We start from the raw sequence: 15511 nt of genomic DNA on the forward strand, positions 1-15511 counted from the left end.
CTGCGCTTACATGTCTCTCTAATATAATATAAGATCTATCTTTAAAAGCTAAACGATAATAGTAAAGATGGTTTTGTAAAAGTATATGGAGGAATGTTATAATAATCTTCTAATTTCTATAGTTTAGCCTTTCCATACAAAGGAGTTTTTGAAGAATGATTGAAACATTGCAGGATGTTTTCACTGTCTGTGTTCAGCATAATCCAAATGGGACATATACCTTAGCAGGCTTAGTAAATACTAATGATATACAAGATGACTTAACTATATGCGTTTATGTACGAGGTTCAAGTGGAGGGCTGGAGTTGGTAGCTGAAATCGATACGGATGAGTTTCGATACTTTGAAGTTAGAGAGTTGAATATTACGATGGGGAAGTATGAACGAACGCCCTTCTTTTTAAGTATTGCTAATAGCAATATTTTAAGAGAAGTGGTATTGGATGAGAATACTTAAGGTTAAAAAGAATCACTTTAACAAGGATTAAATATGCTTTAATGACGATAAATAGTTTTAAGGGTAGTGGAAGTTCGTGAACTCCTCCACTTATTTTTTGCTAACCACTCATTTGCACTATTCCAAAAACGCTAACATTTGTAATGTAGATAACGCCTGAAATGACCAGGAATATTTAAATAGACACTTTTTAAGTTAAATTAAGACGATGTAAATTCCTGGGTTTCAAAGGAGCCATTCTCATTAGATTTACTGAATTTAATACGATGTGCAGAAAAACCTTTAAAACATGTGGGACACTGGTATGGAAAAGTATTCTTCTTATTCAAAGCTGCTGTCCTAATGTCTGGAGAATGATCTCCGTATGTATCACATACTAACTGATTCCAAAGACTAACTTCATTTGCTTCGTTGCATATAGGGCATTCGGCCAGTGTGGCTTCCAAAACTTTCTTTTTTCTTGTTGATGTCCAAAACATATGATATTCTCCATTTCTATAATAAGGTTCATAAAAGCACCCGAAAAGCCTTTTGATGGTTTCACTTTTGTGATTCATTTATTTCTCAGAAATTTATAGCTTTCTTAATATATCTTATTATCTCAGTTAGGTTAGAAAAAATGAATCAATTATACTGAGTTCAGAATAAAGACCTATATAGTATTTTATATAATAGGCCTTTAGTGCTTAAAAGTAGGTTTTTTATCAAATAATAATAACTATAAAACTAGTAGGAATGAATTTTACATTTTTTAGCAACCTAATTTAGTAAAGAGGAGTGAGGTTTAATTCGTGCGTCTTTTGACTTATTTAAAATGTTTGAAAAACTGACTCTAGTGAAGTATTAGTTTGGATTAGTTTTCATTGTATCGTAAAATATGATAAAGATCGACAAAAATTCGGTTTTTATATTCGAGAAACTTGTCGAATATTGAAAAAATACCCTTTAAAATGTAAAAAAACCAGGTATTATAGAGTGGCTATTATATAGAGAAAATAGTTCTATATTCAAAATAGTTTTATACTAAAACTTTATATGTATTCCATCTACTAATTCATATATACTATATTTAATCTAATTATATGTAAATTATTTATATATAATTCGATAAATACGGAGGTGTGATGGGTTGAATAATGTAAAAACAGTAAAAAAACATTTAAAAGTCATACTTTTTGATAGTCAAAAGATACTTACCGAAGAAAAAATCTTTCAGCATAATAAGGATTTAATAGATGTAACAATCATGTATACAACAAATAAATTGGATTGTGAAGAACCGTATGACTACCTTTTATATTTAGTGGAAGACTGTACATACTTTCATGACGAAAATTTAGCTTACTTCAAAAAAGAGCTTCAAGGTAAGAAAAAAATAATTATTGTTACTAAAACGAAAGTAAGAGAAGAATTTGTATCATTGTTGGCGTTACCGGTATATGGGATGATTTCCTATGAGTTTTTACTACAAAACGAGAACAATGTGATTGAACTCCTAAGAAATGAGCGTTTATTAGTAGACCCGGCCATTCAAAAAAAGCTAGCATTTGAGATTGACAGAAAAAAACAATCAAAAACTCCTTTGAAAAGCTTTGTTCTAAATAGAGAAAAAGTTGCTCACATTTTAAAAGTTAATGAGCAAAACGTTCTGCAATTATTATTAGACGGTAAAAGTACAAAACAAATTGCAACGGAACTTCATTTTTCACCTTCCACTATAAGTACAATTATCTGTAAATTATTAAAGAATTTAGGCGTAAATGACAGAACGGAAGCAGTTGTCTATGCTATTCGTAATGAATGGGCAGTTGGGGAAAGATAAGAATCCGCGAGACTCCTATGGAAGAATGATAAGGGCGCTGAAAAGTAAAAATCGACTTTTCAGCGCCCTTGGCATTTAATAAATGAAGCGATTTTGTTCATTGCATTTTACTATCCTTTGAAAACAAACATCGGTAAATCAGTGTGTCCCATTTCTCTCACGTAGATAAATAAATTTCCTTTGTGATTAATTTCATGGTCGATAGCTGCATGGATAACAGCTTTAGCAGGTATTTTCATTCCCATAGTATCCGAAAGATCAATGATTTCTGAAAAGCCTTCATCAGATATTGAATCTAAAAGTGTCAAAGTCTCCTCGGTATAGGTTTTAGCGAGCTCAGATAAATTTAGGTCGGTTTCAGTCGCATCATGAAGCTGTTTTGGTTGTTGCTTTGCTGCAGCTGATGTAATGGAATAGAAAGATGTTAGCATATGAAGAACCAATTTTTGAGCAGACATAGACGTTTCGGTTGGCTGGTAATTATAGTGTTCTTTGTCTATTTTATTAATTAATTCGTTCGTGATCGTACGGTGTGATAAAAAGTACCCTCTTAATTCTTTAGCTATAGTCATAGTATTATTCCTCCTCTTTGCTTCCATGATAACTCAATTTTTCGTTGTCGTCATTTATGTGACTTGCAAATAATATAAAGATAGATCAAAAAAGGGACTGTTCATTTCGTATGCCGAAGTTTTTCGTGTATGATGTAATTTGGTTCGAATAATAAAGACGGCTATGCCGTTTTTATTAGTACATATCGGTTTTTGAGAGGATTGCATTCCATGCTTACAGAACTTTTTCTAATTTTTATCATTTTATTTATCGGCAGCTTCATTCAAGGTGTAAGCGGATTTGGTTTCGGGATTATCGCTATGAGTTTTCTTCCCTTTATTTTTACGATTAAGGAGAGCACATTGTTGGTAGTATCTTTAGCACTGATTACCGCTCTAAGCATCGTGGCGCAAATGTATAAACATATACAATGGAAAAAAATAAGAATTTTGTTAGTAGCGGCTTTAACAGGCAGATTATGTGGTTTTTTTGTTCTTGATAGATTTGGAGAAATGGACTTCTTGAAAAATCTACTGGGAATCTTTCTTATCGGAGTAGTTATCTATTTGTTTACTAGTAAAGCTCCAAAAGATACAAAAGTGACCAATGAGACTTGGTTACCAGTGGTCCTTGGTTTTTTTGGAGGATTAGTAGGCGGTGTCTTTGCTGTAGGAGGACCTTTTTTTGTTTTCTTTATGATGCTTATTTTTAGTAAGGATAAATATGCATACAGTGCTAATTTACAAGCAACTTTCGTTTTGACAAGTCTTTTCACTATCGGTTCTCACGCATTAAACGGAGACTTTACCGGGAATTTCCTTGTGTACTTTTTTGTAGGGGTTGTTACCGTTATTATAGGTTCACGCATTGGAATTTATTGTTTCACGTTTGTTTCACAAGAGGATGTTAAGAAAATAGCTGCTGTATTTGTTGCTGTAGCAGCTGTGAACCTTATTTTGTTCGCTTAGATACATAAACATAAAATAGAAGAGAGGAACACAATGGATGAGTGGTAACTAAACTGCTTGATGATGTTCCCACTCTTTCTATTAGAATGAAGTACTGGCGAATACTGCGACTTTATTTCGCCCTTGTTCCTTCGCACCTGTATACATAGCCCGGTCTGCGTTGCGAAGCACTGACAAAGGGGACTGGCTTGGTTCTTCCTTGGTGGCGACCCCAATACTTGCAGTGATGCAGATATCAGCATCTTTTCCATCAGATAAATCTTCTGTTACATAAAAAATATGATTTTCCAGTTTTTCTCTTATCGTATTTGCAAGACCGGTGGAATTTAGAGAGTTCTGTCCATCTAACAAAATAACAAATTCTTCGCCACCATACCTCGCCAGGACACCCTTGTTTCCTACTAAATCTCGTAAAATGGAAGCGACTTCTTTCAATACTTTATTTCCACTATAATGCCCGTATGCATCATTGATTCGTTTAAAATGATCTAAGTCAATTAAAATCATCGAATACATTAAAGAGTCTTGATTGTATTGTTCCTTTAAAAGTGTTTCAAAGTAGCGGAAATTATAAATCTTAGTTAAAGAACACATAATGCTTTCCTGTTTCGTTTGTTCTAACTGACGAATATTTTGTAATGCAACGACAGTATAATTCCCCATTATCTCTAATAAGCGTAAGTCTACTTTTCCAAACACTCTTGGTTTAGAAGAGGTTAAGGTGACAATTCCAGCCACCTGCTTGCGATATACGGGGACAGATAATATAGATTGGGTATCTGTTAATTCTTTCAAAGGGTCTAAATGTTTCCAAGCGTTTTTTGAGTGAAACAAAAGCGACTTTCTTGTATTAAAAACTTCGAGAGTGACTCCATCTTGAAAAGTAATCGATGTCATCTCTTCGGGCAATTTAGACGGAACATTGATTCTGTGAAGTTTTCCATTCTTTTGTCTTTCGTATAGAAGTATATTTTCCGAAGAGAAAATAGAACGGCAGCTTTGGGAGAATAATAACAAAATATCATTAATTGTAGATGTATCATTAATATTGTGACCAAACTGACTGACTTTTTCAAGGAGCCGAGCATCATGTCTACTTCGATTGTATAGCTGTAAAATAATAAAGAAAGCAATAATTGGAATACCGACTAGTATAATGGCTAGGTACCCTGACCAATGGTAAGAAACGGTTAGTGTTATTCCGACAGGAACGACTAAAAGAGTGGTTAAAGCTTGCAATAATAATGCCCGGTTAAAAAATTTAGGTATTTTTAGAGTTGATAATGTATTTTTAAGAATGTAAATAAGGTAGTTATTTAATAAAAAGTAGCTACTAACATACACAATGATGGGAAGAATCATACTGTAAATGGAATTGGTTTCGTTTATCGGAACTGTACCACCGGTGAGGTAAAATAATGATCCTGCCCCAAAAGAAGTCCCAATGAATATGAGGGAATTGAGAGGAAAGCGGTAAGCATCCTCTTTCGGAACACGGACTCTTAATAACATACTGAAAATAGCTATTTGAATGACCAGTGCTTCGATGACCATGCCAAAGAATAAGAATAATGTTAAGGATACACCTTGAATAGGCATGAAAGGTGTATTGAAAAATTTAATAGGAAATAAGGAAGCTATGAGCATTAGAATAAGGAACACGAGAATGTCCGGCCAATTGTTCACTAATACCTCACTCTTTGAAGAAAAGGAATATATAAGAAAAGGTGTAAAAATTGTAAACCAAATTACCCAAACAAGTCTTTGATTTTTTATTGGCATGGACGTTCCTCCCTAACGTAAATAATTCTTAAATAACTGTATAATGGAATATTCTGACTATTATAAATGGTAACTTATTTATTATACATCGTTAGACCTAGAATGTCAGTGAATTTTCTGGCTATTTTTCAAAAAAATGTATTTTATTTACCGTACGTTATAAGGGGAAGGACTATTGCTAGTCGCACACAGCAAAAAGAGGGAATCAATTGCTAAATAAGCTAGTTGATTCCCTCTTTTTCGCAAGGTAGGAATTTATAAAATTGGCAGCTACCTTCACGCCGAAAGTATCAAGGTAAACCCACCCTTCATTCGAGTAGCACCTACAAAAGTAGCACGTCGAAAACGAGAGCATAGGCGAGAAAATCCGACAGACTCCTGCGAAAGATAACCCTTTATTTAATAAAAGACGCTTTGCGTTTTTCTTATATTAAACACGATACAAGGCTGGTCGTCGATCTTCAAAAACGGGAATTTCTTCACGTACTATATCTACCGCCTTCAGGTCGATTTCTTTGTATAAAATGGTCTCTTCTTCTTGTGCTTCAGAAATGACTTCACCCCATGGACCGATGACCATGGAATGTCCTCCGAATTCATTATTGGGGTCTGACCCCACTCGGTTGCAAGCAATCACATAGCATTGATTTTCAATGGCTCTACTGATTAGCAAGGCACGCCAATGATCGATCCGTTTCTTAGGCCACTCTGCAACGACATAAAGCACTTTTGGCTGAAGACCAGTACCGACCATATGTGTGCGAATCCAGTCAGGAAATCGGATGTCATAGCAAATAACTCCGGCACATGGTTCTCCTTCTAATTCGAACAGTCCATCCTCTTCGCCTTGGACCAAGTATTTTTCTTCATTCATTAAACGAAACAAGTGTGCTTTACTATATTCTTTCACAAGCCTACCATCTCTATTGAACATAAGCATAGTATTTGTTGTGCCTTTTTCAGTTTGTTTAGCAACTGAACCGGCGACGATATTCGTATGATGTGTCTTCGCCAGTGTCGAAAGGAAATGAATCGCTTTTTTCGCACCTGGATCAGCAATTTCAGCTAATCGGCTTAAGTCATATCCAGTTGTCCAGAGCTCTGGTAATACGATCACATCGACTTTCTCTTTCACTGCTTCTGTGACTCTTTTTTCTACCGTCCGGTAATTTATATTTGGTTGACCGAAAGCAATATTCATTTGGATCAATGCTAGTTTTAATCCCATCTTATCTACTCCTCTTCTCGACAATTCTTGTATAACATCTTCTTCCCTCATACTACGCTTTTTAGACATGTAAATCGACACGAGCAGCTTATACGCCAGAAAAATTAGTTTAGACCTCGTTAGATGATTTTATATGATATTGTATGTTTAGGTAATAGACGGTTGTTCCTTAAACTCTTTTAAAAGCAACACTATTTCAAAAACACCTTTAGGCAAATACGTAATAATGAATGGAGGCACTCCAATAAATATGACACGAAACTTTGAAACCTCGGAAGCATTGAAAAGATTACCTGAACAATTTTTTGCGAAGTTAGTGAAAAAGGTTCAGAGTCTTGCAAATGAAGGGCACGACATTATTAATCTTGGACAAGGTAATCCTGATCAACCAACACCCCAACATATCGTGGATAAGCTTAAACAAGCAGCAGATAATCCAAATTACCATAAGTATTCCCCGTTTCGAGGACAATCCTTTTTAAAAGAGGCTGTATGTGACTTTTATAAACGAGAATATAATGTAGATCTAGATCCTGAAACAGAAGTTACTATTTTATTTGGGGCAAAAACAGGCTTAGTAGAGATTAGCCAATGTTTATTAAATAACGGGGATGTCGCGTTACTTCCTGATCCGGGATATCCGGATTACCTTTCCGGAATGGCTATGTCTCATGCAAAAATTGAGACGATGCCCTTAACTCAGGAACATGATTTTTTACCTGATTACGGAGATATAGATGCAGCAACGCTTGATAAAGCAAAGCTGATGTTTCTAAATTATCCAAATAACCCGACTGCTGGAGTTGCAACTTCTTCATTTTTTGATGAGACGGTTGAAATCGCGAAGAAACATCATATTTGTGTGGTCCACGATTTCGCTTATGGCGCACTTGGATTCGATGGCGAAAAACCGCCAAGTTTTCTTGCGTCGGAAGGGGCCAAAGATATCGGTGTTGAAATGTATACGCTGTCGAAAACGTTTAACATGGCTGGCTGGAGAATTGCTTTTGCAGTAGGCAATCCATCGGTAATTGAAAGTTTGAATCTCATTCAAGATCACATGTACGTCAGCATATTCGGTGCCATACAAGAGGCAGCTGCTCATGCTTTGCAGGAACCCGAAGAAGCTATAGAGACAATTAGGGAAACGTACGAAAAGAGACGGGATGCGTTTATGACGGCAATTTATGCTATTGGATGGAAAGCAGAAGCGCCGAAAGGTAGTTTTTTTGCTTGGCTCCCGATTCCGAATGGATTCACATCAGAAGAGTTTGCTGACCTTCTCCTGGAAAAAGCTCATGTCGTAGTGGCACCGGGTAATGGATTTGGTGAGTATGGAGAAGGATATATCCGAGTGGGTCTTTTGACAGAAGAAAGCCGACTTTTAGAAGCTGTGAAGCGAATTGAAAAACTAGCATTGTTTTAAGTCGCTTTCGTAAACGGAGAAATTCGAAAAAGCAAAGGCGGTGATTCATGCTGAAGGTTGAAATGAGGGGTTCTCCTTCATTCAACTTTTTTTGCTGTGCGAAGTATCAAATTAAATATTCAACAAATCCACCTAAGATTCATGGAAATGACCTCTTAAACGTGATAAAATTGTATTACTTAAATATGGTAATTATGGCGGAGGAATCCAGATAAATGTGGGGGGAATCAATGAATAGATTAGGCATACTTATCGTTTTTTCAGTAATGGGAGCTATGTTATTCGGATGTGCAAATGAAGAAGAAATGCATCCGGAAGAACCGTTGGAAGACTACCTTACGGCTTGGAAAAGTGAATCTTTTACAGGAATGTTAGACGTCGTTGAGGAAGAGTCGAAGCAAGTAATAGCAAATGAAGAATGGAGTTTTGAGGAAAGATACGAAAAAATGTACGCTGACATGGGTATTGAAAATATTGAATTGAATTTTGAAGCAAGAAATTTTGAAGAGGAAGAGATTGACCTGGAGGAAGAAGAACAAATAACGTATCCTGTTCAGGTGTCGATGGACTCGATCATTGGCGAACTCAACTCTAATATAGAAGTCGATGTAAACAGAGTAACGCGAGTCACTGAAGACGACGAAGAAATAAAGGAGTGGAAAGTTGCTTGGGATCCAAGTCATATGATGATTGGGATTCAAGAAATATCAGATGTAGTCAATATTGATATTCTAGATCCGATAAGAGGAGAGATCTTCGATAGGAATGGGGAAGGATTGGCAATAAATGGCGAGGTTTATTCGGGAGAGATTGTGCCGGAAATATCTGATGATGCAGAGGAATCTGCCATTACCTTTGCTGAAATTATGGATTTGGATGAGGAAAAAACGATTGATCTTGCAAATCGGTTTCCGGATCACCCGGATTGGCCAGCACCTATTCAACGATTGGCAATGACAGATGAGCGATCGAAAGAACTTCTTGCGGAAGTTGATGGAATACTTCTGGATAAAGTGGAGGGGCGTGTCTATCCACACGGTGATATTACGGGACACATAATTGGATATACAGGTCCAATTACCGCAGAAGAATTAAAGGAACATGAAGGAGAAGGATATACAACCACTTCTTATTTAGGTAAAGATGGATTAGAAGATATTTATGAAGAACGATTAAGAGGAACAGGTGGGGTCAGTGTAACGATTGAGACGGAAGACGGTGAGACAAGAGAATTTATTGGAGATCAACCTGAAGAAGATGGAGAGGATATCCACCTGACTTTGGATGTGGTGTTACAGCGGAAAATGGCCGAGACACTCGGGGAAGATACTGGGGCAGGCGTAGTCATGCACCCGAAAACAGGAGAAGTATTGGCAATGGTCAGTGAACCTTCGTTTGACTCAAATCTTCGTTATCTGCAATTGTCAGACCCGAGAGCCGAAAATCTCGAAGACTCAGCTGTCCTATTTGAAAAACGTTTTCAGCATACCTATTCGCCCGGCTCCATTTTCAAACCATTCACAGCCATTGCCGGAATAGAAGAAGGACAACTGGACCCAACGGAAAAATTAACGATTGAGGGACTTCAGTGGCAACCCGGGGACAGCGAATGGGGCGGCTATAAAGTCACTCGCGTTAATGACAGAGAGACAAATATTGACTTAACCACAGCTATGACTCTGTCGGACAATATTTATTTTGCCCAACAAGCATTAAGGCTGGGGGAAGATTCATTTGAAGCATGGGGAGAACGATATGGATTTGGAGAAGAGTTTCCATTTGACTTCCCACTCTACCATTCGACGTTAACGAATGAAGGATTCGATACAGAAATCCTACTTGCAGATACAGGCTATGGTCAAGGCCAGGTTCAAACGTCACCCATTCATATGGCAGCATTGTATACTGTTTTTCTTAATGACGGGGCCATCGTTCAGCCAAAGCTGTTCCAGGAAACAGAGGAGAAGCTATTCCAAGAAGCAATTGCTTCCTCTGAGACGATTTCTACCGTTAGAGATACGTTAGTAGAGGTGGTCCAAAATAGTAATGGCACAGCAAACCGTGCAAATCCTGGACATGACAGGTCTCTTGCAGGAAAAACAGGGACTGCTGAACTTAAAATGGATCAATCAGATGAAGAAGGGGGACAAATCGGTTGGTTCGTCAGCTTTGATACAGAAGAGGAAGATCTGTTAACAACAATCATGGTAAAAGATGTGCAAGACAAAGGTGGAAGTGGTTATGTCGTTGATTTAACGAATAAATTTTATAGTAAGCTTGCTGAGTAAAATCTGGAATAAAGAGTAACAAAAACTAGAGAATTGTGTTAGATGTTCACTACATTTGAGTGGGGGACGTCTTTTTTTTATGATTTTACCTTGTTCAGGAGATTAAACCGTCATAATTCTTAAGTTGTAATCTCATAAGGATCATCTTCCCGTTTATATGATCGATTAATGGGGGAATTTATATGTTATAATCATAACTTAAAGTGATCGCAACGACACAATAATTTATAATGTGAGAGGGCAGTATAACGATGAATAAAAAACGGATTTTATTTTTTATATATGAGATGGGAGCTGGAGGGGCAGCCAGGACTCTGTTAAACATTATTAATAATCTTGATAGAAATAAATTTGCTCCTGTTTTAGTGACATTAAATTACAATGGATCTTATGTTGATGAATTAAAAGAAGATGTTGTATTTATAAAATTAGATACGAAGAGACTTAGCAGATCTATATTTAAACTTGCTAAAATTATTCGCCAAGAGAGGATAGACGTTGTATTCAGTACTATTCCGAGAGTGAATACGATTGCTATTTTCTCCAGGATACTTTCTTTATCTTCAGCTAAAAGTGTCATAAGGGAAGCTGATAATCTAGGTGGGGATTTCAAAACAAATCTTCAACTTTTAGCATTTGGGACTATTTACAAAATGGCTCATCAAATTGTATCTTTGTCTCAAGGTGTGAAAGACAACCTTGTTACGAGATATAAAATTAAAGAAAATAGTATTAAGGTGATATATAATCCTATTGATTTAGAGCATATTCAGAGTAAAATATATCAAGGAGAAATCCAAAATGAATGGCAAAGTGTTTTTAAAACGGACGATAAAGTGATAGTTACAGCGGGACGCTTAGTCAAACAAAAAGATCAGGTTACGTTACTTCACGCTTTTGCTAAAGTAAATAGTGAAATCGATTCCCAGTTGGTAATTCTTGGCGAGGGACCATTAAAAGAGGAACTCATTGTAAAATCGGAAGAGTTAAATATTAGAGAAAGAGTACATTTTATTGGCTTTCAAAAAAATCCTTATTCTTATTTGAATAAAGCGGATTTATTTGTTTTGTCATCTATCCATGAAGGTTTTAGCCATGTTATTGCAGAATCGCTCGCTGCTGGAACACCTGTTGTTTCAACCGACTGTAAGTCGGGTCCATCGGAAGTTCTTGCAGGTGGGAAGTACGGTTCTCTCTGTGAAGTTGGAAATGCAGAAGATATAGCCGATAATATTCTTCGAGTGCTAACGTTGCCTGAATCAGAAAGGCTTGCGCTGATCGAAAAAGGTTTCGAAAGAGCAAGACACTTTGATGCTAAAGAAATTGTAAAGCAATACGAAACCACTTTTTTGGAAACTTTATCGTAAGGTGTGAGGTGTGAAATGGGAAAAGTAAGGAAAGTCGTTCATCTTACGACAGTACATCATCCATTAGATCCAAGAATATTTTATAAGGAATGCTCTTCGCTGGATAAAGCAGGCTACGATGTGACGTTGATAGCACCGGAGTCTCCAGATCTGCAGTTAGAAAGGCAGAACGAAATATCGATTCTTCCTCTTAAAAAGTATAAAAATAGATTTGTTAGCATGGTTTTTTCAACCATTGAAGCATATAAAAAAGCTAAAAAACTAAACGCTGACTTTTATCATTTTCATGATCCGGAACTTTTGCCAGTGGCATGGTTATTAAAGAAAAAGTCGAATGTTGTGGTTTACGACATACACGAGGACTATGAAACAGGGATTGTAACTAGATCCTATTTAAACAGACCTTTAAGGGTATTTATAAGTAAATGTTACAAGCTGATTGAAAAGCTCCTATCAGGTAATATGGAATTATGTTTAGCAGAAAAATATTATCAGGAAAAGTATCCGAGAGGGAAATGTATCTTGAATTATCCTTTATTAAATCCGGAACTGCTAAAAAATGATGAGCTGAATGAAGACTTTGAAAATAAACTCCTTTATACAGGGAACCTTACAAAAGATAGAGGAGCATTGTTACATGCATCTTTGCCAAAGGTAGATGAGAAAGTCTCTGTTTTTCTTTTTGGCAGATGTTCAAAGGGACTTGCTGAGGAAATGTTTCAAGTAGCTGGAGAAAAACAAACTCAGCTTTTTGTGGAGGGCGTTGATCGATATGTGCCAAAACAAGAATTGGATAAAAGCTATGTGAGTCAAAGGTGGCTAGCGGGCTTAGCATTATTCCCACCCTCAGATCACTATAAAAAGAAAGAACTTACGAAGTTCTTTGAGTATATGACTGCGGGTATTCCAGTTCTGTGCTCCGATTTTCCAGTGTGGAAAGAATTTATTAATAAATATCAATGTGGCCTTACAGTAAATCCTCAAAATGAAAGTGACATAAAGGAAGCGATCGATTTTCTCAGGAGAAATCCAATGAAAGCAAAAGAATTTGGTAATAACGGACGAAAAGCAGTTTTAGAAGAATTGAATTGGGAGAAGGAAGAAAAGAAGCTTTTAGATTGGTACAGTCAGATTGGAAGTAAAAATAATGTATGATGAATATCGTAGAGTAATTTCTGGTGGTGAGAGGGATGGAAAGTATAAATATACAAAGTGAACCGTTGATTTCTGTGATTACGCCTTCTTACAATGCCAGTAAGTATTTAGAAGCAACTATCAAGTCGGTTTTAGCACAGAAATATTCAAACTGGGAAATGATTATTGTTGATGATTGTTCGTCGGATAATTCGGTTGATATCATAAAGAAATATGCTAATGAGGACGAGCGAATACGTTACGTTGTTCTTTCGACTAATAGTGGTGCTGCTGTGGCAAGAAACACTGCAATAAATGAGAGTAAGGGTAACTATATTGCTTTTCTGGACAGTGATGACCAGTGGTTTCCTGAAAAACTACATGAACAATTAATGTTTATGCAGAAAAATAACCTTGCTTTTTCTTATACATCCTATATAAATATTGATGAAAAAGGAGAGAAGGAAGGTTCTATTGTAGAGGTTCCTTCAGAAGTGAATTATAAGCAACTCTTAAAACAAAACGTTATCGGTTGTTTAACGGTAATGTTAAATAAAGATATGATTGGACAAGTTGAAATGGTGAATATACGTACTCGACAAGATTATGTGCTGTGGCTGGATTTGTGCAAAAGGGGATTTCGAGCTGTTGGTATACAAAAACCTTTATCAAAGTATAGGATTGTAGAAAATTCTGTCTCTAGTAACAAACTAAATATGGCAAAACAAAATTGGAAAGTATACCGTGACATTGAGAAATTAGGTTTAGTTAAAAGTGTTTATTATTTTATACAATATGCTTTGCTTAAAATTATTAAATATACCAAATCTAGATAAAAGAATCTGACTCGTGTGATTTATATCTTTACACTAAGCTGATTTGTAACTTATTTATTTTAAAAGCGACTACTACTACTAAAAACTGTCATTCATAAGCAGTATAATTGAGTACCGATAGCAAAAGAATATACTTAATGAAAGACTACTTTTTAGGAGAGTGAGAGTGTTTTTTATTAAAGGGAGAGGAAGATTATGCCTAACATAAGTCAGTCAAGAAATCACAAGTTTTTAATTATAACAGGTGACCTTTTGTGTATACTTTTTGCATATATTTCGGCATTCTATATTAGATATTCAGGTTTTCCTACCCGGAACTGGGAATCCTTTTTATCTCTTTTGCCCTGGATTTTATTAATAGGTCTGTTTTTTATTTCTATTTATGAGCTGTACGCTCTTGACCGTAAAAATACACTTTGGGATATTTCAGTGAAAATAGTTATTGCTGTCATATTCATGGCATTTTTAACAATGTCAGCTTCTTATTTATTCAGAGAGTTTGCCATGCCTCGATCAGTTATTCTTATCGCTAGTATATTTACAATAATTTTATTGATGATTTTCAAGACAGCCTACTTAAAACTCACAAGGGGTAATACAGTAGGAAGAGTTTTGCTTATTGGGGATGAAGAAACTACACAACGAATGGTTAATAAAATCAAACATCCTATGCTTAAGGATACAAACGTTAAGTGCATGAAACCAAATACAACTATTTCGAAAATCGATCATCATTTACAAAACTGTGATTATGTTGTTCTCTGCGACAATGTGATAAAAGAAGATAAATCGCAAATTATTTACCATGCTATGAACCATGATAAGCTGGTTTATGTTATTCCGACTTTATACGAATTGTTAATGCAAAGAGCGCATGTATCTCCATTAGACGATACACTCGTTATGTCGGTGAAACCCTTTGGCTTAACCTGGGACCAGACGATGATAAAAAGAATTTTTGATTTTGTAAGTGCAAGCGTGATTCTGATTTTGATATCTCCAGTACTTTTAATTACGGCACTAATCGTAAAGTTAGAAGATTCAAAAGCAAGTATTATTTATAAGCAGGAGAGATATGGGAAGAAAAATAAACCTTTCACGATTTATAAATTCCGCTCCATGGTAGAAGGAGCCGAGAATGGAACTGGACCCGTACTAGCAAAGGATAATGATGATAGAATTACTAAAGTGGGTAAATTTATGCGTTCTACGAGACTTGATGAGTTACCGCAACTGTTTAATGTTATTAAAGGGGATATGTCCTTAGTAGGTCCTAGACCAGAACGCGGATTTTTTATTAAGCAGCTTTCGAAAGAATACTATCACTATGGATATAGAAATACTGTACAACCAGGAATCACAGGTTATGCTCAAATTATGGGGAAATACAGTACAAAAGTTGATGATAAGTTACGTTTTGATTTGTATTATATCCGCAATTATACTTTTTGGTTAGATATTGTCATACTTCTAAAAACAATTATAGTCATATTTGATAAATCAAAAGCCGAAGGTACAGGGACCGATGAAAATGTCCAATCAAAACATTCTGCAAACTCAACAAACGCAGAAAAGTCAGCTTCTAAAACCAAAGATAAAAAGAAAGAATCGGTTAAAGCATAAGTATTAATATTTGAGTATTAGCTGGACTCA

13 protein-coding genes are annotated in these 15511 nt (G+C 35.9%); 9 read left to right on the top strand and 4 right to left on the bottom strand.

From position 1 onward, the window contains the following. The first annotated feature begins 155 nt into the window (after positions 1 to 155). Positions 156 to 455: a hypothetical protein gene (locus CEF18_RS22000; protein ID WP_110938627.1), complete on the top strand. Its 300-nt coding sequence runs from the start codon at positions 156 to 158 to the stop codon at positions 453 to 455. Positions 456 to 655: 200 nt separating this feature from the next. Here CEF18_RS22000 and CEF18_RS22005 read toward each other — a convergent pair whose 3' ends face one another. Then, positions 656 to 934: a hypothetical protein gene (locus CEF18_RS22005; RefSeq protein ID WP_110938628.1), complete on the bottom strand. Its 279-nt coding sequence runs from the start codon at positions 932 to 934 to the stop codon at positions 656 to 658. 650 nt (positions 935 to 1584) lie between these two features. Between CEF18_RS22005 and CEF18_RS22010 the strand changes: the two genes are divergently transcribed. Continuing rightward, the gene (locus CEF18_RS22010) at positions 1585 to 2277 is read left to right on the top strand and encodes a LuxR C-terminal-related transcriptional regulator (protein WP_110938629.1); all 693 of its coding nucleotides are present in this window, start codon (positions 1585 to 1587) and stop codon (positions 2275 to 2277) included. Positions 2278 to 2387: 110 nt separating this feature from the next. Here CEF18_RS22010 and CEF18_RS22015 read toward each other — a convergent pair whose 3' ends face one another. After that, entirely contained in the window at positions 2388 to 2849 is a 462-nt protein-coding gene (locus CEF18_RS22015) for a DinB family protein (protein ID WP_110938630.1), read from the bottom strand. A 210-nt stretch (positions 2850 to 3059) separates the two neighbouring features. Between CEF18_RS22015 and CEF18_RS22020 the strand changes: the two genes are divergently transcribed. Beyond that, complete coding sequence (locus tag CEF18_RS22020) at positions 3060 to 3797, top strand: sulfite exporter TauE/SafE family protein (protein ID WP_110938631.1); 738 nt, start codon at positions 3060 to 3062, stop codon at positions 3795 to 3797. Positions 3798 to 3878: 81 nt separating this feature from the next. Here CEF18_RS22020 and CEF18_RS22025 read toward each other — a convergent pair whose 3' ends face one another. Both CEF18_RS22025 and CEF18_RS22030 read right to left on the bottom strand, forming a co-directional pair. Next, complete coding sequence (locus tag CEF18_RS22025) at positions 3879 to 5579, bottom strand: sensor domain-containing diguanylate cyclase (RefSeq protein WP_110938632.1); 1701 nt, start codon at positions 5577 to 5579, stop codon at positions 3879 to 3881. 430 nt (positions 5580 to 6009) lie between these two features. Further along, entirely contained in the window at positions 6010 to 6807 is a 798-nt protein-coding gene (locus tag CEF18_RS22030; RefSeq protein WP_110938633.1) for a carbon-nitrogen family hydrolase, read from the bottom strand. Positions 6808 to 7057: 250 nt separating this feature from the next. On the opposite strand from CEF18_RS22030, the gene CEF18_RS22035 reads away from it, so the two are divergent. From CEF18_RS22035 to CEF18_RS22060, 6 genes are all read left to right on the top strand, one after another. Beyond that, positions 7058 to 8233 carry a pyridoxal phosphate-dependent aminotransferase gene (locus tag CEF18_RS22035; RefSeq protein WP_110938634.1) on the top strand — a complete coding sequence of 392 codons (1176 nt, stop codon included), beginning with the start codon at positions 7058 to 7060 and terminating at the stop codon, positions 8231 to 8233. A 230-nt stretch (positions 8234 to 8463) separates the two neighbouring features. Then, a complete protein-coding gene (locus CEF18_RS22040) occupies positions 8464 to 10521 on the top strand; it encodes a penicillin-binding transpeptidase domain-containing protein (RefSeq protein ID WP_183040995.1) in 2058 nt (685 codons plus the stop codon). 251 nt (positions 10522 to 10772) lie between these two features. Continuing rightward, complete coding sequence (locus CEF18_RS22045) at positions 10773 to 11888, top strand: glycosyltransferase (protein WP_110938636.1); 1116 nt, start codon at positions 10773 to 10775, stop codon at positions 11886 to 11888. Between the two features lie 15 nt (positions 11889 to 11903). Further along, the gene (locus CEF18_RS22050; protein ID WP_110938637.1) at positions 11904 to 13043 is read left to right on the top strand and encodes a glycosyltransferase; all 1140 of its coding nucleotides are present in this window, start codon (positions 11904 to 11906) and stop codon (positions 13041 to 13043) included. 35 nt (positions 13044 to 13078) lie between these two features. Continuing rightward, entirely contained in the window at positions 13079 to 13858 is a 780-nt protein-coding gene (locus tag CEF18_RS22055; RefSeq protein WP_110938638.1) for a glycosyltransferase family 2 protein, read from the top strand. A 195-nt stretch (positions 13859 to 14053) separates the two neighbouring features. Continuing rightward, entirely contained in the window at positions 14054 to 15481 is a 1428-nt protein-coding gene (locus CEF18_RS22060) for a sugar transferase (RefSeq protein WP_110938639.1), read from the top strand. Positions 15482 to 15511 lie beyond the last annotated feature (30 nt).

This window comes from Salipaludibacillus neizhouensis, from assembly GCF_002886185.1.
GTDB lineage: Bacteria > Bacillota > Bacilli > Bacillales > Salisediminibacteriaceae > Salipaludibacillus > Salipaludibacillus neizhouensis.